This is a genomic window from Peptidiphaga gingivicola, assembly GCF_001652275.1.
In the GTDB taxonomy this organism is placed as follows: Bacteria; Actinomycetota; Actinomycetes; order Actinomycetales; family Actinomycetaceae; genus Peptidiphaga; species Peptidiphaga gingivicola.
Genome location: NZ_LVZK01000003.1, coordinates 97687 through 120162, shown reverse-complemented (window position 1 = coordinate 120162; position 22476 = coordinate 97687). Strand labels below are relative to the sequence as shown.

17 protein-coding genes and 1 other RNA gene are annotated in these 22476 nt (G+C 65.1%); 8 read left to right on the top strand and 10 right to left on the bottom strand.

Annotated elements, in window-relative coordinates:
- Positions 1-98: 98 nt before the first annotated feature.
- Positions 99-2384, bottom strand: coding sequence for an LPXTG cell wall anchor domain-containing protein (locus A4H34_RS11435; RefSeq protein WP_064231877.1), 2286 nt, complete (start codon positions 2382-2384; stop codon positions 99-101).
- Positions 2385-2754: 370 nt separating this feature from the next.
- On the opposite strand from A4H34_RS11435, the gene A4H34_RS09045 reads away from it, so the two are divergent.
- Both A4H34_RS09045 and A4H34_RS09040 read left to right on the top strand, forming a co-directional pair.
- Entirely contained in the window at positions 2755-3552 is a 798-nt protein-coding gene (locus tag A4H34_RS09045; RefSeq protein WP_064231876.1) for a Nif3-like dinuclear metal center hexameric protein, read from the top strand.
- 1 nt (position 3553) lies between these two features.
- Positions 3554-4285, top strand: coding sequence for a zinc ribbon domain-containing protein (locus tag A4H34_RS09040; RefSeq protein ID WP_064231875.1), 732 nt, complete (start codon positions 3554-3556; stop codon positions 4283-4285).
- 123 nt (positions 4286-4408) lie between these two features.
- On the opposite strand, the gene A4H34_RS09035 is transcribed toward A4H34_RS09040, so the two are convergent.
- Positions 4409-5104 (bottom strand): YaaA family protein, encoded by a 696-nt coding sequence (locus tag A4H34_RS09035; protein ID WP_064231874.1) that lies wholly within the window; start codon positions 5102-5104, stop codon positions 4409-4411.
- 189 nt (positions 5105-5293) lie between these two features.
- On the opposite strand from A4H34_RS09035, the gene rnpB reads away from it, so the two are divergent.
- Positions 5294-5658: RNase P RNA component class A (rnpB, locus tag A4H34_RS09030), an RNA gene on the top strand.
- A gap of 130 nt (positions 5659-5788) precedes the next feature.
- Here rnpB and map read toward each other — a convergent pair.
- Together map and panB are read right to left on the bottom strand one after the other, a co-directional pair.
- Positions 5789-6688, bottom strand: a complete 900-nt coding sequence (gene map / locus A4H34_RS09025) for a type I methionyl aminopeptidase (protein WP_050758848.1) — start codon at positions 6686-6688, stop codon at positions 5789-5791.
- Between the two features lie 140 nt (positions 6689-6828).
- Positions 6829-7632 carry a 3-methyl-2-oxobutanoate hydroxymethyltransferase gene (gene panB / locus A4H34_RS09020; protein ID WP_009199722.1) on the bottom strand — a complete coding sequence of 268 codons (804 nt, stop codon included), beginning with the start codon at positions 7630-7632 and terminating at the stop codon, positions 6829-6831.
- A gap of 355 nt (positions 7633-7987) precedes the next feature.
- Between panB and A4H34_RS09015 the strand changes: the two genes are divergently transcribed.
- The 4 genes from A4H34_RS09015 to A4H34_RS09000 are packed head-to-tail and all read left to right on the top strand — an operon-like array spanning position 7988 to position 14176.
- Positions 7988-9037, top strand: a complete 1050-nt coding sequence (locus tag A4H34_RS09015) for a DUF2207 family protein (RefSeq protein ID WP_407946342.1) — start codon at positions 7988-7990, stop codon at positions 9035-9037.
- Positions 9038-9084: 47 nt separating this feature from the next.
- Positions 9085-10422 (top strand): glutamine synthetase family protein, encoded by a 1338-nt coding sequence (locus A4H34_RS09010; RefSeq protein ID WP_009199720.1) that lies wholly within the window; start codon positions 9085-9087, stop codon positions 10420-10422.
- Between the two features lie 5 nt (positions 10423-10427).
- Entirely contained in the window at positions 10428-13520 is a 3093-nt protein-coding gene (locus A4H34_RS09005; RefSeq protein ID WP_064231872.1) for a bifunctional [glutamine synthetase] adenylyltransferase/[glutamine synthetase]-adenylyl-L-tyrosine phosphorylase, read from the top strand.
- Between the two features lie 14 nt (positions 13521-13534).
- Positions 13535-14176, top strand: a complete 642-nt coding sequence (locus A4H34_RS09000; RefSeq protein WP_009199718.1) for a histidine phosphatase family protein — start codon at positions 13535-13537, stop codon at positions 14174-14176.
- 146 nt (positions 14177-14322) lie between these two features.
- Here the strand turns inward: A4H34_RS09000 and A4H34_RS08995 are convergent, their stop codons facing one another.
- The 5 genes from A4H34_RS08995 to A4H34_RS08970 form a co-directional block, all read right to left on the bottom strand.
- A complete protein-coding gene (locus A4H34_RS08995) occupies positions 14323-15096 on the bottom strand; it encodes an amino acid ABC transporter ATP-binding protein (RefSeq protein WP_064231871.1) in 774 nt (257 codons plus the stop codon).
- A gap of 9 nt (positions 15097-15105) precedes the next feature.
- Positions 15106-16224 (bottom strand): amino acid ABC transporter permease, encoded by a 1119-nt coding sequence (locus A4H34_RS08990; protein WP_156510312.1) that lies wholly within the window; start codon positions 16222-16224, stop codon positions 15106-15108.
- A gap of 1 nt (position 16225) precedes the next feature.
- Positions 16226-17116 carry an ABC transporter substrate-binding protein gene (locus A4H34_RS08985; RefSeq protein WP_064231870.1) on the bottom strand — a complete coding sequence of 297 codons (891 nt, stop codon included), beginning with the start codon at positions 17114-17116 and terminating at the stop codon, positions 16226-16228.
- Between the two features lie 660 nt (positions 17117-17776).
- Positions 17777-19201 carry a type I glutamate--ammonia ligase gene (gene glnA, locus A4H34_RS08975; RefSeq protein ID WP_064231868.1) on the bottom strand — a complete coding sequence of 475 codons (1425 nt, stop codon included), beginning with the start codon at positions 19199-19201 and terminating at the stop codon, positions 17777-17779.
- Positions 19202-19431: 230 nt separating this feature from the next.
- Positions 19432-20130: a DUF4191 domain-containing protein gene (locus tag A4H34_RS08970; protein WP_009199711.1), complete on the bottom strand. Its 699-nt coding sequence runs from the start codon at positions 20128-20130 to the stop codon at positions 19432-19434.
- A gap of 206 nt (positions 20131-20336) precedes the next feature.
- On the opposite strand from A4H34_RS08970, the gene A4H34_RS11080 reads away from it, so the two are divergent.
- Positions 20337-20486: a hypothetical protein gene (locus tag A4H34_RS11080; RefSeq protein ID WP_009199710.1), complete on the top strand. Its 150-nt coding sequence runs from the start codon at positions 20337-20339 to the stop codon at positions 20484-20486.
- Positions 20487-20703: 217 nt separating this feature from the next.
- Here A4H34_RS11080 and sucB read toward each other — a convergent pair whose 3' ends face one another.
- A complete protein-coding gene (gene sucB / locus A4H34_RS08965) occupies positions 20704-22473 on the bottom strand; it encodes a 2-oxoglutarate dehydrogenase, E2 component, dihydrolipoamide succinyltransferase (protein ID WP_064231867.1) in 1770 nt (589 codons plus the stop codon).
- Between the last annotated feature and the right edge of the window lie 3 nt (positions 22474-22476).

Genomic DNA, 22476 nt, shown 5'->3' with positions numbered 1-22476 from the left:
GCCGTTGAGAAAGAGTCTGACAAAGAAGAGGGGCGCTGGCTCAATGCCAGCGCCCCTCGGTTACGGCAGCAGACCGTTATCGGTGCAGACCGTTAGGGTCACGCGTCCTTGCGACGGCGGCGGACGACGACAGCCGCGACGCCGGCCAGCAGGAGTCCGCCCGCAACCGCGCCGAGTCCGAGGACGGCGGCGCCGGTGTTGGCGAGCTCAGGCTTGTTGGGCTTGGGCGTGGCCTTCGGGGTCGGAGTGGGCGCGGGGGCAGGCGTGGTGGGCTTGCCCGGCTTGCCCGGCTTCTCGACGACCGAGGTCAGCGTTTCGCTGGACTCGCCGCACTTGCCGGCCGACAGAACCTTTCCGTTCTTGTCGTAGGTGGTCTCGACGAATCCGTAGGTCACCTGGGCGTTGGCGTCCGTGGTGTAATAGTCGGTCTTGTACTCGCCGGCCTTGTCGGAGTGCTCAATGCGCTTGGAGGTCCAGATGGCGCTCTCGCACTTGGGAGCCTTGTCCTTGCCCCACGAGTAGAGCTTGACTTCGGTGTAGGCGCCCGAGGGGAAGGATCCTTCGAGCTTCACATTGTCGCGAATCTTGTCGCCCGCGACGAGCTGCTTTCCGCCGTTCTCGGTGCTGGCCACCGTCGTCACCTTGCCGAAGGTCGGCTTGACGTGCTCGTTGGTGTCGAGCTCGGAAGTCCTGATCGCCGACGAACGGGAATCGCCCTGGTAGGTGGAGACGATGACGTAGGTACCCACGCCGAGGTTCCAATCGACGGCGAACTTGTTCGCGTCGATGGTGTAGGTGCCGTTCTTGGCGGGCGTTTCGACCGTGCCGAGCGGCTTCATGTTCTTCGTGGCGCCCTCGGTGATCTTGGTCCCCTCGGGGAAGAAGTAGATCGAGTGGCTGATCGTCTTGGAATCGGCCTTCCAATCGCCGACTCCTTGGAAGGAGCCGTGGTCCTCGGGGAAGCCGGAGACGTTCACGAGGTCCTGAACGCCGACCTTGCCCCCGCCCAAGTCGACCTGGGAGGCCTTCGTCTTGATGGACGGGGTCCACGGGGCGACTGTCGTCTCAGAGGTCTCGAAGAACGGCGAGGTGTAGTTCTTGACGTACTCCTTGTACTGGCCCTGGGCCGACTTCTCGACGCGCGCCTGGAAGAAGTAGAAGCCTTCGGAGGGCGCCTTCACCGTGTCCGCGGTGTCGAGGGTTCCGGGGCCGTTGAACGTAACATCGTAAGAGCCGATCTTCTTGCCGGCGAATGCCTTGCCGTCGTTCGTCTGAGCGACGGGGGAGTTGAAGGGGCCGTAGACGTCGACCGTGGCCTTGACCGGAACGTACTTGTCCGATCCGGGGATCTTGGCCCAGTTGTCCGCCTTGGCGGTCACCGTGTCGACCAGGCCGGAGCCCTTCGCGACCTTCTTGGCCTTGACCTGCGTGGAGATGGAGGGAGCGAACTCCGTGTTCTCCTTGTTGGCTTTCGCCGTGCCTTCCACCGGGGCCTTCTTGCCGAGAACGACGAGGTTCTGGCCGCGGACCGTCTTGCCGTGCGACGTGACGTTGCCGGTGGTGACCCAAGGCTTGGCGGTCGGAAGGTCCTTGACCACGAGCTTGACCGAGACTTCGCCGGCCCCGGTGGTCTTGATCTTGACGTTCTGGGCGGACTGAGACGTGGTTCCGCTCAGCGACTTGCCCTGGTTGGACTCGAAGACGGCCGGGCCGGAGAGCTGGAGGGTGTAGGAGTATCCCGACATCCACTTGCCGCTCTGGGCGGTCGCGCCGATGTTCGTGATCGAGCCCTCGCTGCCGCTCTTGGCCAGCTCGAGCTTCGGTGCGACGTTGTAGGGGCCCGCCTCCTCAACGGCCCTGGCGAAGACGTTCTTCGACATCTGCACGGCGTTGCCGAGCTGCGCGTTGCCGTCGGACAGCCTGCCCTGCTCCTGCAGCTGGTAGATGCTGTGCTCGAAGGTCCCGGCGACCCGAATGAGGCCGATCTGGTAGGCGGCGGCCCGCACGCCGTCGGACGTCTCAGCGTTCGAGGCGACCCAGGCGATCCTTCCAAGGGTCGTGGCGTCCGTGATTCCGTAGGCCCGGGTTCCGCCGAGCTGCTGGTAGTAGTGTCCCACGAAGGTTGCGGCCCTCAGCGAGTTCACGGGCTTGGCTTCGCTCATGTCCGTCGACGTGACAGACGGAGCCGCGGCCGAAAGGCCGTCGCCGTCCGCCGCGCACATGTACTTCTGGTTGTTGGGGCCCAAGATGACCCCGTGGTTTCCTGTGTATCCGGCGCCGACGCTCGGTCCGTCTGACCAGCCCGGTGCGGAGGCATATGTCGGTACCGCGGCGCCAGCAACGGCTAGCGCGCCGATTCCGGCGACTGCGGTGAGTCTTTTCAATCGCCTAAACAAGTGTGTATTCCTTTCTCGGCAGCCCACGCGTGATGTGTGGGTGGGCCCTTAAGTGTCCACGGGCATTGGCTTGGGGATCCGTGGTGAACGGGACCTCGGCAAACGGTCAGCCCCGTTCGAGAGATTCCGCTTTCAGCAAAACCCCTCGCCCGCATGTCTTGTCAGAATCTCGGCGGGCTTGTGTGCCGCTTTGCGTTCTGATTCCGATCATGCGGAGACGTGCTGGCGTGAAAGCACTACACGAGTATACCTCCAATCGTCGGTTTTCACACTTTTCATGGGCATGACTTAGCGTTTTTTGAGTATTTGAAGGCAATGGACGTGGTTTTCGGCGCTTCGGTATTGTAAGGTAAAACACATGGCAGTACTGCAAGTGGGCGACGTCGTCGCTGCAATGGACGGGTTGTTTCCCCCGTCCGCCGCGCAGTCGTGGGATCGCGTCGGCCTGTCGGTCGGCGACGTCGACGCGGCCGTCACGCGGGTCGGTTTCGCCGTCGATCCTTGTGAGGCGACCGTGGCCGAGGCGATCGAGCGAGGCGCGCAGCTGCTCGTCACCCACCATCCTTTGTACCTGCGGGGGACCCACGCGGTGACCAGCGCCACCGGCAAGGGCAGGTGGACGATGGCTCTCGTCCGCGAAGGGGTCAGCCTCTTTTCGGCGCACACGAACGCCGACGTCGCCGCCTCGACGTCGGCCCTCGCGGGCCTCCTCGGCGTGAGGGTCGAGCGGCCGCTCGACGGAGAGACAGGAATCGGGGGAGTGGGCGAGCTTGAAGAGGCCGTGACCCTGGCCGCTTTCGCAGCGAAGGTCGGCGAAGTCCTTCCCAAAGTCCCGGCAGGCATTCTGGCCGCAGGTGACCCTGAGCGGGAGGTTCGCAGGGTCGCCCTCTGCTCGGGGGCGGGCGACTCCCTTTTGGAGGAGGCAAATGCAGCCGGGGCCGACGTTTACTTGACGGCGGACCTCAGGCACCACCCTGCCACGGACCACCTGTGGAACTCGGGCTGTGCGCTGGTGTGCGCCACGCACTGGGCGAGCGAGTGGCCGTTGCTCGGGGAGATGGCCCGTCGCCTCGCCGAATTGTTGGGCCCGAGCACACCTGAAATCTATGTGTCGAAAATACCAACAGACCCCTGGAATATCGTCGTAAGGCAGTGATATGGCAAAGGCACCGGCAAAAGAGCAGCTGAAGCTCCTTGACATCGCCGAACTCGATAAAACCATCTCCAAACTCGACAGAAAAAACGAAAAGCATCCTCTCCGGCAAGAACTGGGAACGCTCATCAACGTTTCCGCCGCGCGTGCGCGTGACAAGGAAGCCGCGCAGGAGCGCGCGCAGGCCGCCCGCGAGAAGCTGGAGGCGGCCGAGCGCGCGAGCGCCGCCTTGCGCGGTCAGATTGACGACAAAGAGGCCAAGCTCAACTCCGGCGCCGGACTGACGAGTCGGGACCTGCTCGTGCTGCAGGACGAAATCGCCGGTTTGCGGGGCATGCTCGAGGAAGCCTCCGAAGCGGAATTCGCGGCATTGGACGGCGTCGAGAAGGCCGAGGCGGCCGTTGACGCGCTGTCCGCGGAGATCGAGCGCATCAAGGACGAAGTGCTCCGCGGCCGTTCTGAGCTCGAAGACGACGTCGCTTCGATCCTCGCCGAGCGGGAGAGGGTCCAAGCCGAACGCGACGAGCTGTTCGCTCCGCTTTCCCCGAGCCTCAAAGACGCCTACGAGAGGTCGCGCAGGACGGGAGGCTACGCAGTCATCGGAATGCAGCCCGACGGAGGGACCGACGCGGGGATTTCCCTCTCGCCCGTGGAGGTGGCGCAGATCAAGGCCCTTCCCGAGGACGAGGTCTATCTGTCCGAGGACTACGACTGCATCATCGTGCGTCTGCGGTAAGCGCGGGCCCTCTCCAATAGCGCCCACTCATGGGTGGGGAACCGGTTCAAACGGCGGGGGCACGCGGGGCTCTGACATAGGCGGCGCCCGCGGATCGACGGCGGGCCTGCGAGGCCGGCTATGTCACTCCACTGTGAGGGTGAGGATTTTGAAGCGCGTTCCCCCGTCCTCGACGCTCACGCGTCCGATTCCTTCGGCGACTGCGACGACGTCGGAAGAGTCCGCATCCAGGAGGGCGCGGGTCAGCAGGCCCCTGTAATGTTTGGCCCGATGGGAGATCGCTCGTCCCGTGGCGTCGGCCACGCGAATTTTCCACCAGTTGTTCGAAGGGCTCCACACCTGGTAGCTGGCCGATCGCATGTCGACGTATACGTCGTCCTCGCCCTCCAGGCTGGCCAGCTCTCGTTTCCAAAAGGCTGAGAGCCGTCCCAGCCGCGGAAGGGTGACCGACATGTTCAGACGATAGGCGGGGATGAGGTCCTCGGCTCGGGTGAGGCCGAACAGAGCGGAAAATATCCATACGTCGTCTTCCGGCTGCAGCTGCGCCGCTTCATAGAGCACGCCCGTGTAGACGGACCTGGCAGGGGCGCACGGCATGTCGTACAGGTTGCGTTGGGCGTGGACTTCGCCGAAGGCTCGTTCGCCGACGCCGAGCGTCGAAAGCGCGTTTTTGCTTCGGGACGCCGCGACGAGTTTGTCGGCCACTGCGCGGCGCGCGTCCGTCAGCTCCGGAAAGGCGAGCGACGGCAGATCGAGTGTCGGCCCCTGCAACGGCGCGGTCTTGCCCTCGGAGGGCGGGAGGAGAATTCGCATGTTCATTCACTCTTTCATGTCTGAATCGGGAGGGCGTGTTTAAATCGTGCGGGGTTTGGCTCTTTGATCAGGCGGCGGCCGGGCCAATGAGGGCGCCCAGGCGTTTGAAATGGCCGCGGGCTCGAGGGACGAGGCCGCCGACGCTTCTGCCGAATCGGCCTCCGAGGCGATTCGAGGTAGGATTCTTCCTGCGAATGAGTCGGCCAGGCGGCCGCGTGGGTCGGCTTCGGCCGCGTCCACGAGGAACGTCCGGGCTCCACAGGGAACGGCGGTGGGTAACACCCACCCGGGGCGACCCGCGGGAAAGCGCCACAGAAAACAAACCGCCGCGCAAGCGGCAAGGGTGAAACGGCGGTGTAAGAGACCACCGCGCTTCGGGCGACCGAAGCGGCAGGGCAAGCCCCGCCGGGAGCAAGGCCAGACAGCGCGCGATGAGGCTTCCCGTCTAGCGCGCGGGTGGGCCGCTTGAGCCGCGCGGCAACGCGCGGCCTAGAGGGATGGCCGCCGCCGGATCCGCAGCGGATCCGGAACAGAACCCGGCGTATCGGCTGACTCATTCGCCCCACCCTCTCAATGGTCCCGCCTTCCACCGGTTCGGCTGCCTCGGCGGCGCCTTTCATTTGCCTGTGTTTCGCCGTCGCCGCTCGCGGCGTGCAGAGAACGACGTCGATCGCCGCCCCGCCCGACGCGTCACGGGCGCAGGCCGAGCTCGGGGTCGGAAGGAAGAGTGAGGATCTCCGCCCCCTCTTCCGTCACCGCGAGGGTGTGCTCCCACTGGGCAGTCCTGCCGCGGTCCCGGGTCACGACAGTCCATCCGTCGTCCCACTGGTCCCAGGCGATGTCGCCCAAGGTGAGCATCGGCTCGATTGTGAAGACCATGCCGACCTCCATGACGGTCGCATGGGAAGGGGCGGCGTCGTAGTGGGGGACGATGAGTCCGGAATGGAAGGCTTCGCCGACGCCGTGGCCCGTGTAATCCTCGACGACGCCGTAGTCGAACCGTTTGGCGTACGATTCGATGACGCGGCCGATGACGTTGATCTCCCTGCCGGGCTTGACGGCTTTGATGCCTCTGAGCGTAGCGGCGCCCGTGCGTTCGACGAGCAGGCGCGACTCCTCGTCGATCTCGCCGACGGCGAACATGGCGTTCGTGTCTCCATGGACCCCGCCGATGTAGGCTGTCACGTCCAGATTGACGATGTCGCCGTCCTTGAGCACGGTCGAGTCTGGGATCCCGTGGCATATGACCTCGTTGACCGACGTGCAGATCGATTTCGGAAAGCCCATGTATCCAAGGCACGAAGGGTAGGCGCCGTGGTCGCACATGTACTCGTGGGCGATGCGGTCGAGCTCGTCGGTCGTCACCCCGGGCGCGACGGCCTTGCCCGCCTCGTAGAGGGCGTCTGCCGCGATCCGGCCGGCCGTGCGTATTCGTTCGATCGTCTCGGCGTCTTTGACGTCGGAGGCGGTGACGGCCTCCGGGCCGGGGTGGAACATGTATTCAGGGCGTTCGATGGCGGGGGGAACGACTCTCGGCGCGGAGACGGCGCCGGGAACGAGGGTGCCCAATGGAGCGCGTTCAGCAAGCATGGTACAAGCATAGCCATGTAAAGCGGTTCCGCTGAGGCGAATGTCCGCCTTCCCCGGCTCGAGCCTCGAAGCCTCCCAGGGTTTAGACGGCGTCCCGGGGGGGGCGGAAGCCGCTCATGGCCCAAGGCGCCGTTCGGACCTTAGAAGCTGTTCTCCTCCGTCGGGAAGCCCCTTCCCTTGACCGCGTCGCGGAAACCGGCGGCTGCTAAGGCCAAGGCGCCTCCCACGTCGCCGAATCGCTTGGAAAACCTGGGGCTCCAATCGGTCATCCCGGCCATGTCCGTCCAGACGAGCACCTGCCCGTCGGTCGCCGCCCCCGCACCGATCCCGATCGTCGGAATGCGGAGAATCCTCGTCACTTTCTTGGCTACGTCGGCTGGAACCATCTCCAGGACGACGGCGGAGGCCCCGGCCTCTTGGACTGCGACGGCGTCCTCGATGACGGCGTCCTTTTGCTCTCCTCGGCCCTGAACCCGAGGGCCGCCGAGCCTGTTCTCCGATTGCGGGGTGAATCCGATGTGGCCGACGACGAGGATCCCGGCCTCGACGATCGCTTTGATGGCGGAGGCCTGCCGGATCCCCCCTTCGAGTTTGACCGCGTGGGCGCCGGCTTTGATCAGGCGGACTGCGCTGGCGACCGCTCGCTCGGACGATTCCTCGTAGGATCCGAAGGGAAGGTCGGCCACGATGAAGGCTCTCTTGGCTCCGCGGGCGACGGCGGCGGTGGCGACTTCCATCTCCTCCAAGCTGACGGAAACGGTGGATTCGTAACCGAGGTAGGTGTTGCCGTAGGAATCGCCGACGAGAAGGACGTCGATTCCGGCGGCGTCGAAGATCCTCGCCGTGACGGCGTCGTAGCAGGTCAACATTGTGATGGGCTCGCGCTGTTCCTTCATCCGGCGAAGGTGCTGGACGCGGACTCGCTTGACTGTGTTCTCGCTCATTGCGCTCCTAACGTTTGCGCCCCATTGTACGGCCGAAAACGGCGACGCGCCCGCGGGGAGACTTCGTTCGCACGCGGGGGAGGCATGCTGCCCCCGCGTCGCAGCCCGAGGCGAGACATGCGCCGAGGGCCAACGCCAAATGGATAGGAATACCCGTTATCGTTGAGTGGGCGACGACGCGTCCAACGGTTGCGTAAGATAGTGGGCGGAAGGAGGAGCTCTGGCATCTCTTATGTATTACGCAGGCATCAGCGGCGGGGAGTTCCTCGCGGGCATCGTCATCCTTGTGCTCTCGACGGTCGTTTTCGTGGCGGCCTTCTGGCCGAATCGTCAGTACAAGGACGTCGAACGGGGGATGTCCCCCAAGCCCGGGAAGCGATCCCGAATCGGCAGGTACCGAGACGGAACCCCTCCGGTCGTTGCCGAGCCCCCGTCGATGACGCCGGCGGAGGCGGGATTCGTCGCACTCGACTGCGGGCCCTCCGACATGACCCTTGCGACGATCGTCGACTTGGCCGCGCGGGGATACCTCTACATCGTCGAGTATCAGGAGCTGGCCATTCCCCGCAGCACCATAGTCGTCGTCGTCCGGAAGAGGCCGGGGCCGGAGTGCGACGAGGTCGAAAGGGAACTGCTCAACCTATTCCAGACGCCGGGGGCCGCGGAGGCCTCGGCCTTCGTTTCCGCCAGACCGTTCGACGCCCGCTACTTCAGGTCGCAGCTGCTCGGCACCGGAGTGGCCAAGCTCGGCGCGCCCACGGCTCGGGCTTCGGGGCTTCGACGCTCGATCTCGCAGCGTTTGGGGGCTTTCGTCTTCCGGCGGGCCGTCGAAGACCACGAGTGGTTCGACCGCTGGCACGAGGCCGTGGTCAGCGCGGGCGCGCTCATGCTGGTAGGCGGCGCCGTTGCGTGGGTCGTCGCTGCGATCGGATGGTTTGCAGGCTACATCAGCCATTTCTGGATGATCGTCTTCGGCATCGCCGCCCTCGCGGGGGCGGCCACTTTCGCCGGGACGGAGGGCCGTTCCGCCGACGGCAGCGTCGCCCACGACCAGGCGCTCGGATTCCGCCGCTTCCTCGTCGAAGGCTCACAGAACGCCGACCCTCGCCGCCTCAGCAGGTACGCGGGGTGGGCGGTCGCCCTCGACTGCGTCGACGAATGGGCGAGGTCCCTCGACGGCCTCACGGAAAAGGGGGCGGTCGAGGAAATGGCCCCGTGGCTCACTTCGACCGAACGGAACCTGGCCGCCTGGAGCGACGTCGCTGATGTGATCAGGCATCTTCGCGCGAGGATCCACGCCGAAGACAGCTCCGACGACTCCTCCGACCCTCTGCCGCCTCTGCGCGCGGGCTGGAATGGCACGCCCTCGTCGTGGCCCGAAGACAAAGCCCGCCCGGGAGGGTGAGCTCCGCCCCGAAGGGTGGCACAATGGGAGCCTAGCGAAGGAGCGTCATGGAGCGACAGCAAGAGTACGTCCTGCGGACGATCGAGGACAAGGGCGTGCGCTTCGTGCGCCTGTGGTTCACCGACGTCGTCGGGCAGCTGAAATCGGTCGCGATCGCCCCGGCGGAACTTGAAGAGGCCTTTGAAGAGGGCATCGGCTTCGACGGTTCGTCCATACAGGGTATGACTCGCGTCTACGAGGACGACATGACTGTGCGGCCCGACGCCGAGACGTTTTCGATCCTTCCGTGGCGCGGCGAAGACGTTCCGGTGGCTCGAATGTTCTGCGACGTGCTCACGCGCGACAACGAACCCGTGCGCTCCGACCCGCGGTCGATCCTCAGGCGCACGCTCGACAAGGCCGCGGACATGGGCTTTTCGTGCTTTGTCCACCCCGAGGTCGAGTTTTACCTTTTCCATCCCGAGAACGATCCGAACAAAGAGCCCGTCCCGATCGACAATTCCTCCTATTTCGACCACGTGACGCGCTCACTCGCGCAGAACTTCAGACGCGACGCGATTCTCACCCTCGAAGACATGGGCATCTCGGTCGAATTCTCCCATCATGAAGCCGGGCCAGGGCAGAACGAGATCGACCTGCGCTCCACCGACGCCCTGAGAATGGCCGACAACGTCATGACCCTCAAAACGGTCGTCGAGCAGATCGCCATCGAACAGGGAGTCCACGCCTCCTTTATGCCCAAGCCGCTCGTCAACTCCCCGGGCAACGGAATGCACACCCACTTCTCGCTCTTCGAGGGGGACAGGCCTGCGTTTCATGACGCGACGGGCCCGGGAGGCCTGTCGCGAACCGGTCAAAAGTTCGTCGCCGGCCTCCTGCGCCATGCCCGCGAGATCACGGCCGTGACGAATCAGTACGTCAACTCCTACAAGCGTCTCTACAGCGGCGACGAAGCCCCCTCCTACGTTTATTGGGGGCCCTACAGCCGCTCGGCGCTCGTGCGAGTGCCGGCGCACAGCCCGAACAAGCCCCAATCGACCAGAGTCGAATACCGCGCCCTCGACTCAGCCGCGAATCCCTACCTCGCCTTCGCCGTCGTCCTGCGCGCCGGTCTGCGCGGAATTGAAAGAGACTACGAACTTCCCGTGCCGACCGAGACCGACGTCGCCTTCATGTCCGACCTTGAGCGCGAAATTTCGGGCATCGAGGGACTCCCGAGCTCCCTGGGGGAGGCCGTCGACCTCATGAAGGCCTCCGAGCTGGTGGCCGAGACCCTGGGCGAGGACTGCTTCGACTACTTCTTGCGCGACAAGCGGCACGAGTGGAACGTCTACCACCGCCAAGTCACGCCGTTCGAACGCACGCGCTTCCTTCCGACCTGTTGACCGCCATGCGCGAACAATCCGTCTCCTCGCGCCTGCGCAAAGCGGGCTTCGCCGACCCCTCCAAGGCCGGACGGCTCCTCGAAGAGTGCGCGCAGCACGGAATCGATCCGCCGCCAGTCGAAGCCTTCGCCCAGGCCGCCAGCCCGGACCAGTGCCTCCTCCTGCTCACGCGCCTGGCCGAGGCGTGTTCCGACAAGCAGGCGTTGAGCAGCCTCCTCGCCGGGCCTTCGCGCCCTCGGCTCTTGGCCGTCCTCGGCCTGTCGAAGGCGCTGGGGGACTTCCTCGTGGCCCACCCCGGCGCCGAGTCGTTTGCGGGGCTCGACGCGGCAGTCTCCCTAGGGGACTTCACCGAGGAAGCGGAAAAGCGCGGCGCACTCGCCGCCGTCGGAGCGGACCGAGGCCGACGCCCCGTCGCCGACAAGGCGGGAGCCGAGCCGGTCAACGCTCTGCGCCGCTGGTACTACGGTCGAATCCTCGCGATTGCGGGGTGCGATCTGACCTGCTCCGACACTCTGGAGGCCATGCCGGAGGTGTCGGCTGCGATCTCCGCCGTCGTCGCCGGAGCGCTGGAGGCCGCGCTCGCGATCGCCCGCGCCGAGACGCCCGGGGCCGAGAACGTCGATCTGACGGTCGTCGCCATGGGGAAGACCGGGGCGAGCGAGGTCAATTACATATCCGACGTCGACGTCGTCTACGTGGCGCGGCCTGCGGCGGACGCCGGACTGCCAGACGGCGCAGGCACAGGGCTTCCAGACGGCGCCAGCGAGGGCGGAGGCGGCAATCGCACAGAACGGACCGAAGAGGCGGTGGAGGACGCACTGGAGGTCGCCTCGAAGCTCGCCTGCCTGACGGCCCGGATTGTCTCGGCGCCCGCAGCGGAGCCGGGGCTGTGGGTCCTTGATGCCAATCTGCGGCCCGAAGGCAAGGACGGACCGCTCGTTCGAACCCTGGAATCGCACGTCGCCTACTACAAGAGGTGGGCCAAAGGCTGGGAATTCCAGGCGCTGCTCAAGGCTAGGCCGATTGCCGGCGACGTCGAACTCGGCGAAGAGTACATGGCCGCGCTGTGGCCGATGGTCTGGGAGGCGGCCGGCCACGAGAACTTCGTCGAGGATTCGAGGGCGATGCGCCGCAGGGTGGAAAACCACGTCCCCGCCCGGGACGCGAATCGCCAGCTCAAATTGGGCAAGGGCGGGCTTCGCGACGTGGAGTTCACGGTTCAGCTCCTCCAACTCGTCCACGGCCGGACCGACCGTTCCCTGAGGGTGCGGGAGACCGTCGAGGGCCTTCGCCGTCTGCGCGACGGCTCGTACGTTTCGCGCGCCGACGCGGAAAAGCTCGACCGCGACTACAGAACCCTGCGTGTGCTCGAGCACCGGGTGCAGCTCAGGCGCCTGCGGCGAACCCATCTTCTGCCCACGGGCCCGGACGACCTGCGCGCGCTCGCCAGGGCAATGGCCCTGCCCGGCGTTTCCAGCGCCGAGGACCTGGAACGTCTGTGGCATTCGACGCGGCGGGAAGTCCGCTCCCTCCATCAGGAGATCTACTATCGCCCTCTGCTCCCGGAGGCCGCACGCCTCTCGCCGGACGACATCGCCCTCGCCGAAGGTCCGGCCAAGGCCCGTCTGGAGGCCATCGGATATAGGGACGCCGCGGCGGCGCTGCGGCACATCGGCGCGCTCACGGACGGAATATCGCGCGGGGCCGCCATCCAGCGCCAGCTTTTGCCCGTCATGCTCGGCTGGTTCGCACAGGGGCCCGACCCCGACGCCGGACTCCTCGCCTTCCGCGTGCTCTCCGAGCGCATGGGCCGCACATCCTGGTTCCTTCGGTCGCTGCGCGACGGCGGGGCGGCGGCCGAGAGGCTGTGCATCCTTCTGTCGACGTCGCGCTATGTCGCCCGAGAGCTGCCGAACATCGCCGAATCGGTGTCGTGGCTCCTCGACGACGGAGGGCTCGCCCCCCGCGGGCGCGAGGAACTCGAAGGCGAGCTGGCCTCTATGATTTCGCGACGGTCGGACCCCAAGGAGATCGCCCGGGCGGGCCGTTACCTCAGGCGGCGCGAGCTGCTGCGCACGGCCATGGGCCAGGTGCTCAGGATGGTCGATCCCGTCTCCTCGCGGGCCGCCATTTCGAGCGCGGCGGACATCGCCGTCGAGGCGGCTCTGCGAGGGGCGGTTCCCGCTGCCTGCGAGAAGCTCGGGCTGGAGGGCGCGCTCAGCTCCTACGTCGTCGTCGCCATGGGGAGGGCAGGCGGCAAGGAGATGGGGTACGCCTCCGACGCCGACGTCGTTTTCGTGCACGAGCCCCACGACGGCGCGGATCCGGCCGCCGCCGCGAGGCTCGCCGAGGAAGTGGCCTCCCAGACGATGAAACTGGCGGGCGACGTCGATAGCGAGCCTCCCCTGCGCGTCGATTCCGATTTGCGGCCCGAGGGGCGCCGCGGCCCGCTGGCCCGCACCCTCGACTCCTACGCCGAATATCTCCGGCGCTGGGCGCATACCTGGGAGCTTCAGGCCCTTCTGCGGGCGCGTCCGTGCGCGGGGGACGAGGCGACCGGTCGGCGTTTCATCGAGACGATCGACGCCTTCCGCTACCCCGAGGGCGGCCTGAGCCAGGAGCAGATCCGCGAGGTGCGAAGGATGAAGGCCAGGGTGGAGACCGAGCGGATTCCGAGCGGGGTTTCGCCGAACCGCCATCTCAAACTCGGGCGCGGGGGATTGGCCGACGTCGAATGGACCGCCCAGCTTCTCCAGCTGTGCCACGCGTGGAACCACCCGGCGCTGCGAACGGTCTCGACGCTCGAGGCGCTTCGCGCCGCCGCCGCGGCGGGTCTCTTATCCGGCGACGAGGAGCGGCGGCTCGTGCGATCGTGGGAGCTCGCCTCTGCGCTTCGCGACATCAACGTCCTCGCATCCGGCAGGGCCTCGGGCAGCAGAATCGACGTCCTTTCGCATGAGATTCGAGACCTCGCGACCGCCGCGACGATCCTGGGGCGCGACGTCGCCGTAAAACACGACATCGAGGAAGAGTACATGCGTTCGGCCCGGCGCGCCCGAGCCGACGTCGAAAAGGTATTCTTCGGCGTGGAGACCTGAAACGAAAGACAATCATGCGAATCTATCTCATAAGGCACGGCCAGACGACGAACAACGTCCGCCGCATTCTCGATTCGAACCCTCCCGGCGCGCACCTGAGCGACCTGGGCCGCGAACAGGCAGCGGGCCTCGTAGGAGCCTTCGACGGCGTGCATTTGGACGCCATTTACGTCTCGTCGCTGCGCCGCACGGGGGAGACGGCCGAGCCTCTTGCCCTCTCGCGCGGCATCGATCCGGTGGAACTGGACGGCCTGCGGGAGATCGAAGCGGGATCCTGGGAGGGCGGAAGCGACGAATCCACCTATCGCGGCTACCTCGGAACGGTTCAACAGTGGCTTTCCGGCCGGCTCGAGGAGCGGATGGGAGGCGGCGTCACCGGAGCGGACGTGCTCGAACGGTACGACGCGGCGATCGGCTCGATAGAGGCTAGCGGAGCACACACTGCGGCCGCCGTCAGCCACGGGGCGGCTATAGGCTTTTGGACGTGCATGAGAGCGTCGGGCATCGACAGCCGCGCCGTCGAACGGGCTTTGAACCTCGACGTGGCCCCTTTGCAGGTGTTGAAGAACGGGCAGATGTGCGTGATCGAAGGAGACCTCGCCAGCGGTTACCGGGTTGTCTCATGGAACGGGGCCCCGCCGGGCGAGAGCCGCTGAGCGGGGGCGCTCGGGCGTTTTCGAAGCACGTCGGCGACATGCGGCCGTTGACGCCGCGTTCAGGAAACCCGGGCGGCGCGCTGTAGAGTGCGGCCGTCTGCGACTGCTTGCCGTTCGGCCTTGAGGGTCCTCGGCCATGGCGTGCCTCACGAGTCGTGGCTCAGGACCTTGTCAAGGAAGTCGCGGGTGCGCTGGTTGCTTGGGTTGACGAGGACGTCCTCCGGGGAGCCGCTCTCGACGATGCTTCCCTGGTCCATGAAGACGACGGTGTCGGACACTTCGCGGGCGAAGCCCATCTCGTGGGTCACGACCAGCATCGTCATACCCGAAGCAGCCAAATCCTGCATGACGGCGAGAACCTCGCCGACCAGCTCCGGGTCCAGCGCGGATGTGGGCTCGTCGAAAAGCATGAGGTCCGGTTCCATCGCCAGAGCGCGGGCGATGGCGACCCGCTGCGCCTGTCCGCCTGAAAGCTGGGCCGGATAATGGTCGGCCCTCTCCGCCAGCCCCACCCGCTCGAGGAGCTCGCTCGCCTTGGCTTTGGCTTTGCTCTTGTTCGCCCCCTTGACCTTGATCGGCGCTTCGACGACGTTCTCGAGCGCCGTCATATGCGGAAAGAGATTGAATCTCTGGAAGACCATGCCGATCGGCGCGCGTTGGGCCGCGAGTTCCTTGGGACGCAGCTCGTACAGGCGCCCTTCGGCATCCTGGCCGTACCCCATGAGTATGCCGTCCACGTGTATCGAGCCCGCCTGAATCTCCTCCAGAACGTTGACGCATCGCAATAGCGTCGACTTCCCCGAACCGGACGGTCCGAGGATCGTGCAAACCTCGCCCGCCTCGACTTCGAGCGACACTCCCTTGAGGACGTGCAGCTCGCCGAAGAATTTGTGGACGTCTTGTATCTCAACCATTGCCATGTGTTTCTCCTAGGGTGTCCATTGGCCCGAGTTGCCGCCCGGCGTCGTGTGGGCGGCGTTGATCGCCTCTTGCCTAGACTCGTTCCGCTTGCGCTTGCGCCGCCGGGATGCGCGCGACGTCGAATTCGTCGATCCCTTTCCGTAGTATGCCTCCAGGCGTGCCTGGCCGATCATGAGCACTGACGTGATGACTAGGTACCAGATCGCGGCGACGACGAGGAATGGAATCGGCAGGAGCGTCTGCGAGCCGTAGTCCGTCGCCACTTTCGTCAGCTCGAAGGTGAAGGGAACGGCGGTGACGAGGGAGGTCGTCTTGAGCATCGAGATCGTTTCGTTGCCGGTGGGTGGAACGATGACTCGCATAGCCTGGGGGATGATGATCCGATAGAGAATTTGCCGGGGGCTCATTCCCAGTGCCTGAGCGGCCTCTTCTTGGCCTTTGTCGACGGAGTTGAGGCCCGATCTGATGATCTCGGAAAGATATGCGCCTTCATTCAGGCCCAGCCCGACGATCGCCGAAACCGCTGCCGTGAACAGGTCGTAGGTGCGGAAGCTGAAGAACTCCTCGCCGAAGGGCACGCCAAAGCTCAGACGAGGGTAGAGAACGCCTATGAGCCCCCAGAAGATTAACTGCGTGTAGACCGGCGTCCCGCGGAAGAACCAAATGTAAAATGTGGCGACCGCCCGCATGATCGGGTTGTCCGAGCGCCGCATAATCGCCATCAGGATCGCCAGGACGATGCCGATGGCCATGGATGCAACCGTCAGAATGAGCGTCCAGCCGATTGCCCGAAAGATCTCCACCGTGAAGAGCGTCTTCCATATGAGCTCCCAGTGGAAGTTCTTGTTCGTGGCGACGCTGTGAATGCCCATCGCGGCCAGGAGGGCGAGGATGGCGGCAGCCAGCCACCGGCCGTAGTGCGGAACGGGGATTGCGCGGATGAGCTGAGGCTGCTCTTCGGCCTGCTGACCGCCCTTTTTAGCCTGTCGGGCAGCGGATTCCGCTTCTTTGGCGGGGCGGGCGGATCCAAGTGGTTTGATTCCCTTGGTTTGTTTCGCCTCTGGAGCCTTGCCTTTTTGCTCGTTGCCGTTTTGCTCGGCAGGCTTGTTTGCAGTGTTCGAATTCATGTCACACCTTCGGATTGAGGAGCGCCTTGGAGGCGATGTTCTCGTCGATGTTCCAGGACTTGAAGATCTTTTTGAGCGTTCCGTCGTCCATGAGGGACTGCAGGGACGCTTGAATGGCTGCCGTCAGAGCAGGGTTGTCTTTTGAGACGACGATTCCTTGCGGCGCCTTCTCCATGATCGGCCCGGCGGCTTCCAATGCGCCCTTGGCTCTGTGGATGGCGTAGTTGATCACCGAGGAGTCGGCGGTCATGGCTTCGATTTTCCCTCCGCTCAGCGCCAGGGTGACGTTCTCTTGGGCGTCATATCGCTGTATCGTCGGTTGTTTATGGCATTTCTTCGCTGTTTTGGCGACGGCCTCGTCTTGGAGAGTGCCCGTTTGGACGCCGATCGTCCGCCCGCATATCGACCCGGGCGTGAACTTCGAGGGGTTGCCGGCCGCCACCGCCCAAGAGGTGCCCACCTCGTAGTACTGGATCATGTTGAAGTTCGCAGTTCGCTCGTTGGTGATCGTGAAGGCCGAGGCTCCCGCTTCGTAACGTTTGGGAATTCGGGGGAGAATCGAATCGAAACTGGACTCTTGGATCTCCAAGTCGAGCCCCATTCGCGCGGCGACGGCTCTCATGACGTCCATTTCGTAGCCGACCGGCGTCTCTCCCTGCTTGAAATCCGCGGGGGCGTAATAGAGGTTCGACCCGATCGTCAGCTTCCCATCGGCTTTTGCGGCCCGAGGAACCATTGCGGCGATCTTGGGGTCGGCGCGCACTGATGAGGCGTCGAAAACCGCTATGTCGGACTGGTTGTAGTCACGGACGGCGTCGTCGGCCGAACCGCAGGACGCAAGTGCAAGCATGCACGCGCACGCGACGGCGACGACGCGGGTCTTTCTCAGCATGGACACTCCAGACTTCAGGGCTTGCGTGTTTTGACTTATCAATAAATAACTATAAATAAATGCTAATAGTTATGCAAGAAGTGTGGCGGACGTTATAAGGCAGCGGGGAGTCCGGTGGGAGGCAGCAAAGTCCGTTAGGAGGCGGCAGAGTCCGGTGGGAGGCAGCAAAGTCCGTTAGGAGGCGGCAGGACGGAGAGCCCTGGCGTTTTATGGGAAGCTTTTATGGATTTTGGGTGTTTTTCATTGATCGCAGGCCGCTTCTCATGCGATCCGGGTACTTTTCTTGGCTCGAGGAGGGGCTTTCATGGACCCCGGATGCCTTTTCGGGCCGCGATGTCAGGCTTGTCCCTGGAGGGCGCCATTGGAAACGGGGGCACCTGGTCATTTACGAGCACGATGTTGTTTACGAGCGCAATCGTTCGACGAACGGCGCCGGATCCAGCCCTCTGCCTGGAAGTCTGGACGGATGAGGCCGCGACGACGTCGGCCCGCCCCGCAGGGCCTGGCCAAACGGACGACGCCGCGAATAAAGCCGATCAGCTCTCCGCCGCCCGCCGGGCCGGGCACGCGGCGCCGCTCCGTTGCCGAGTTGCCGCTCGAACGTCTCGCCGTCCGCCGGGCCCGGCATCTAAGCCGACCGCCGAGCGGGGCGCTGCGCTTCTAGATGTCGTAGTAGAGAGCGAATTCGTAAGGGTGGGGGCGCTGGCGCACAGGAGCTATCTCGTTGGCGGTCTTGTAGTCGATCCACGTGCGGATGAGGTCCTCGGTGAAGACGTCGCCCTCGAGGAGATAGTCGTGGTCCGCCTCGAGCGCGCGAAGCGCGTCCTCGAAAGACTCCGGCAGCTGGTCGATCAGTGCGTGCTCCTCGGGCGGGAGCTCGTAAAGGTCCTTGTCGATCGGCTCGGCCGGCTCCGTGCGATTCTTGATGCCGTCGACGCCCGCCATGAGCTGCGCGGCAAAAGCGAGGTAGGGATTGGCGGAGGGGTCCGGCACCCGATACTCGACCCTTTTCGCCTTTGCGGACGAGCCTGTGACGGGGATGCGGATGCAGGCCGAGCGGTTGCGGGCCGAGTAGACGAGGTTCACCGGCGCCTCAAAGCCGGGAACGAGCCTGTGGAAAGAGTTGATCGAAGGATTTGTGAAGGCGAGGAGCGAAGGGGCGTGCTCGAGGAGTCCCCCGATGTACCAGCGCGCCATGTCCGACAGGCCTCCGTAGCCCCTCTCGTCCGCGAAAAGCGGAACGCCGTTCTTCCACAGTGACTGATGGCAGTGCATGCCGGAGCCGTTGTCGCCGAAAAGGGGCTTGGGCATGAAAGTCGCCGATTTGCCGTGTTCGAATGCCGTGTTCTTGATGATGTACTTGAACTTCATGAGGTCGTCGGCTGCGGCGAGAAGCGTGCTGAAGGTGTAGTTGATCTCTTGCTGTCCGCCGGTGCCAACTTCGTGGTGCGCGCGTTCGACTTCCAGGCCGACGTCGGCGAGGCGAACCGACATCGCGTCTCGCAAATCGCAGAAGTGATCGTTCGGTGAAACGGGGAAGTAGCCTCCTTTGAGCCGCGTCTTGTATCCGAGGTTGGCCCCCGCTTCGTCCCGGCCGGTGTTCCACCATCCGGCCTCGGAGTCGATGGCGTAAAAGGAGGAATTGACCTGTGAGTCGAAGCGGATGTCGTCGAAGACGTAAAACTCCGCCTCGGCGCCGAAGTAAACCGTGTCTGCGATGCCCGTCGAGTGCAGATACTCCTCGGCGCGGCGGGCGATGTTCCGCGGATCGCGGGGATAAGGCTCGCCCGTGAAAGGGTCGACGATGGAAAAATTCATGACCAGGGTCTTTTCGATGCGGAACGGATCGACGTATGCCGATGTCACATCGGGAACGAGCTTCATGTCCGACTCGTGGATGGCCTGGAATCCTCGGATCGACGAACCGTCGAACATGAGGCCCTCGGTGAAGACGTCGTCTTTGAAGGCGTCCACGGGAATGGAGAAGTGCTGCATGACGCCGGGCAGGTCGCAGAACCTGACGTCGATGAACTTGACTCCTTCCTCTCGAGTGTAGGCGATGGCTTCTTCCGCGGTTGAGAACACGGTCACTCCTTAATGCTCTTCGTCTGTGAGGCGATGGGGAGTCCGCCGACGTCGCACACGCGGGCGGAATGCCTCGAACACTTGCATGTTACCCGGCTGTCTGGAGCTTCGCTGCATGTGTTCCAGGGGTGTGACCGACCATGCTTGGCGTTTGGCCGTCTGTTTCTTGCGCGATCCACGGTTGGCTCGACTTGTCGGGGCGGCTGCTTCGCGAGGCGAGTCGGCCCGTGTCAGTTTCCTCGCAGAGCGCGGCGGTTGGCGCGGGCCTTGGCGGGGTCGATGCCCTTCGGGATGGGAAGGGCCTTTGAGTTCAGGGCGTCCAGGCGGTTGGAGAGCGCAGCGACTTCCTGGCTGGTGATGGCCTTGGGGAACTTGCGCATCTCCTTCTCCAGAGCCATGAGTTTTGTCTGATCGTCGTCGTTGCCGACGTTGATGACGTGAATGGGAGTGTTGGGGGCGACGCGCTTGAGGGCGCGCTTCTCCTCGGCGACGAGGTTGCGCACGCGCTGCGTGGGGCCTTCGGTGACGAGGACAATTCCGGCTCGGCCGACCGCCCTGAAGAGGAGGTCTTGGGTGCGGGCGTTGAATCGGACGGGTTCCGTGGTGACGTTCCAGCCGCGCCCGATGTTGTCGAGCACCGCGGAGACGGCTCCCGGCATTCCGTCGATTTGGCCGTAGCTCGCCCGCCGCACGAGCCGCACGAGGGTGATCATCGGCAGGATGAAGGCGAGCATGACGCCGAAGACGATCCAGAAGAAGCCGCCTAGGACGATTGTGAGGACGATGCCGACGAGCAATCCCAGGGCGGCGGCGCCGAGGAGCGCCCAGCCCACCCACGGGTAGGAGCGTTTGGTGATCTTGTATGCCTCGCCGATGACCTTGTACCAGCGTTGCTTTTTGGGCTTTTTGCCGTTCTTGTCCTTGGCCATGTCAGTCCTTCCTCCGAACACCCAGATTCTAGTGGATACTGCCGCGCGGGCCAATGTGATGGGGTCTGTGGGAACGGCGCGTGTGCTCTCGCGGGGGTCTGTGGGAACGGCGCGTGTGCTCTCGCGTTTGTGCTCTCATGGGCTTATGAAGCGAGCGTTGGCGTTGTCATTCGGCGGAGGACTCCGCTTGACGCTGCGACCGGGCGGTGTTTCGACGTCACGGCGGCGAAGTTGCGACGCTGCGGCCCAAGCTGCTGGGCGTAGAGGCGGTCGATGCGCGCACGTGGAGGGTGAGGACGGTTCAGGAGGAGTTCACGACGACGGACGGGTGGTCGGCGGGGCCGCGCAATCCTTGATGTTCGCTTTGGAAAGCCGTGGACAGGCCTTTGCGTTTGCGCGACGTTGCAGAGTGCTCGGCTGCGGCTGCCCTTGCGAAGGGCGGGTCGCCGCGCAGACATGCGAAAGCCCGCAGGGCGTGCCGAGCCTTTCGGTTCGTGGCGCCCTGCGGGCAAAATCGACCGGTCCGCGGCGGGATCGGCTCGTTCGAGCTCGGATCCGAAACCGAGGGGAAACTCAGATTCCCAGATCGCCCTCAAAATCGCCCGACTCGAGTCGCTTCTTCAAGTCGGAGAGGTAACGTCCGGCGTCGGCGCCGTCGACCAGGCGATGGTCGTAGCTCAGCGCAAGGTAGACGAAGGAGCGAATGCCGATCGCCTCGTTGCCGTCCGCGTCCTTGATCACCGCGGGGCGCTTGACGATCGTGCCGACGCCGAGGATCGCCACCTCGGGCTGGTTGATGATCGGGGTGTCGAACAGCGCGCCGGCCGAACCCGTGTTGGTGATCGTGAAGGTGGAGCCGGAAAGCTCGTCTGGCCCGATCTTCCCGCCGCGGGTGCGGGAGGCAAGGTCGGCAATCGACTTGGCGATGCCCGTGATGTTGAGGTCGCCTGCGTTTCTGATGACCGGAACCATGAGGCCCTTGGGGGCGTCGACGGCGATGCCGATGTGCTCGTGGTCCCAGTAGTGCACCTTTTTGCCCTCGATCGACGCATTGATCTTCGGGTGCGACTTGAGCGCGTCGACGGCGGCCTTGACGAAGAAGGGAAGGAACGTCAGCTTCGCCCCCGTCTTCGCCTGGAACTCCTCCTTCTTCGCGCCGCGGAGGGCGACGATGCGGGTGACGTCCGCTTCGATGACCGTGGTCAGCTGGGCGGAGACCTTGAGGGAGTCGACCATGCGCTCGGAGATGACCTGGCGCAGGCGGCTCATCTTCTGGGTGGTGCCGCGCAGCTGCTCTGCCTCGGCCGAGGGCTTGCCCGAGGACGCCGCGGAAGCCGGGGCCTTCGCGGCTGCGGCCTGCCTTTGAGCCTCCTCAGCCTGTCTCTTCGCCTCAACGAGGGCGTCGATGTCCTGCCTCCTGATGCGTCCGCCGACGCCGGTGCCCGTGACCTCGGCGAGGTCGATTCCCTTTTCCTTGGCATACTTCCGGACGATGGGCGTGACGTAGCCCGAGGCCTCTCCGGCGGCTGCGACGGCCGAAGCGGCGTGCTTCGGCGAGGCCGCGCGCTTGGCCGGGGAATCGGCGGCGCCCGGCGTGTTCGACGCCGGAGCTGCGGGCTGGACGGGCTTGGCAGGCGCGGCCGCAGCAGGAGGCGTTTGAGGCGCGGGCGGGGGAGTCGGCGCCGCGACGGCTGGGGCCGGCTGCGCGGGAGCGGCGGCCGGCGCCGCGGAGGCGTCGCCGATCAGGGCGAGGACGGTTCCCACTGCGACGGTCTCGTCCTCGCCCACGGCGATGGAGAGAAGCACGCCGGAAGCCGGTGCGGGGACCTCGGTGTCGACCTTGTCGGTGGAGACTTCCAGAAGCGGTTCGTCGGCTTCGACTGCCTCGCCGACCTGCTTGAGCCAAGTGGTGACAGTGCCTTCGGCGACGGACTCGCCGAGTGCAGGCATGCGGACTTCGACGCCTGCGGCGGGGGCGCCGGACGAGGACGGCGGAGCCGCGTCGCCGCCTGCCGCCGGTTCGACCGGAGCCTGGAGCTCGGGAGCCGGGGCTGCGGGGGCGGGCGTTTCAACCGGAGCCGTCTCCGTGGGCGCAGCGGCGCCCGAGCCGTCGCCGATGTAGCCGAGGACCGTGCCGACGTCGACCTCTTCGTCTTCGCCCACGAGGATCTGCTCGAGCACCCCGGAGGCGGGGGCCGGGACCTCGGTGTCGACCTTGTCGGTGGAGACTTCGAGGACGGCTTCGTCCACCTCGACCGCCTCGCCGACCTGCTTGAGCCACGTGGTGACCGTGCCGCTGGAGACAGACTCGCCCAGCGCGGGCATCTTAATCGGTTCAGACATGAT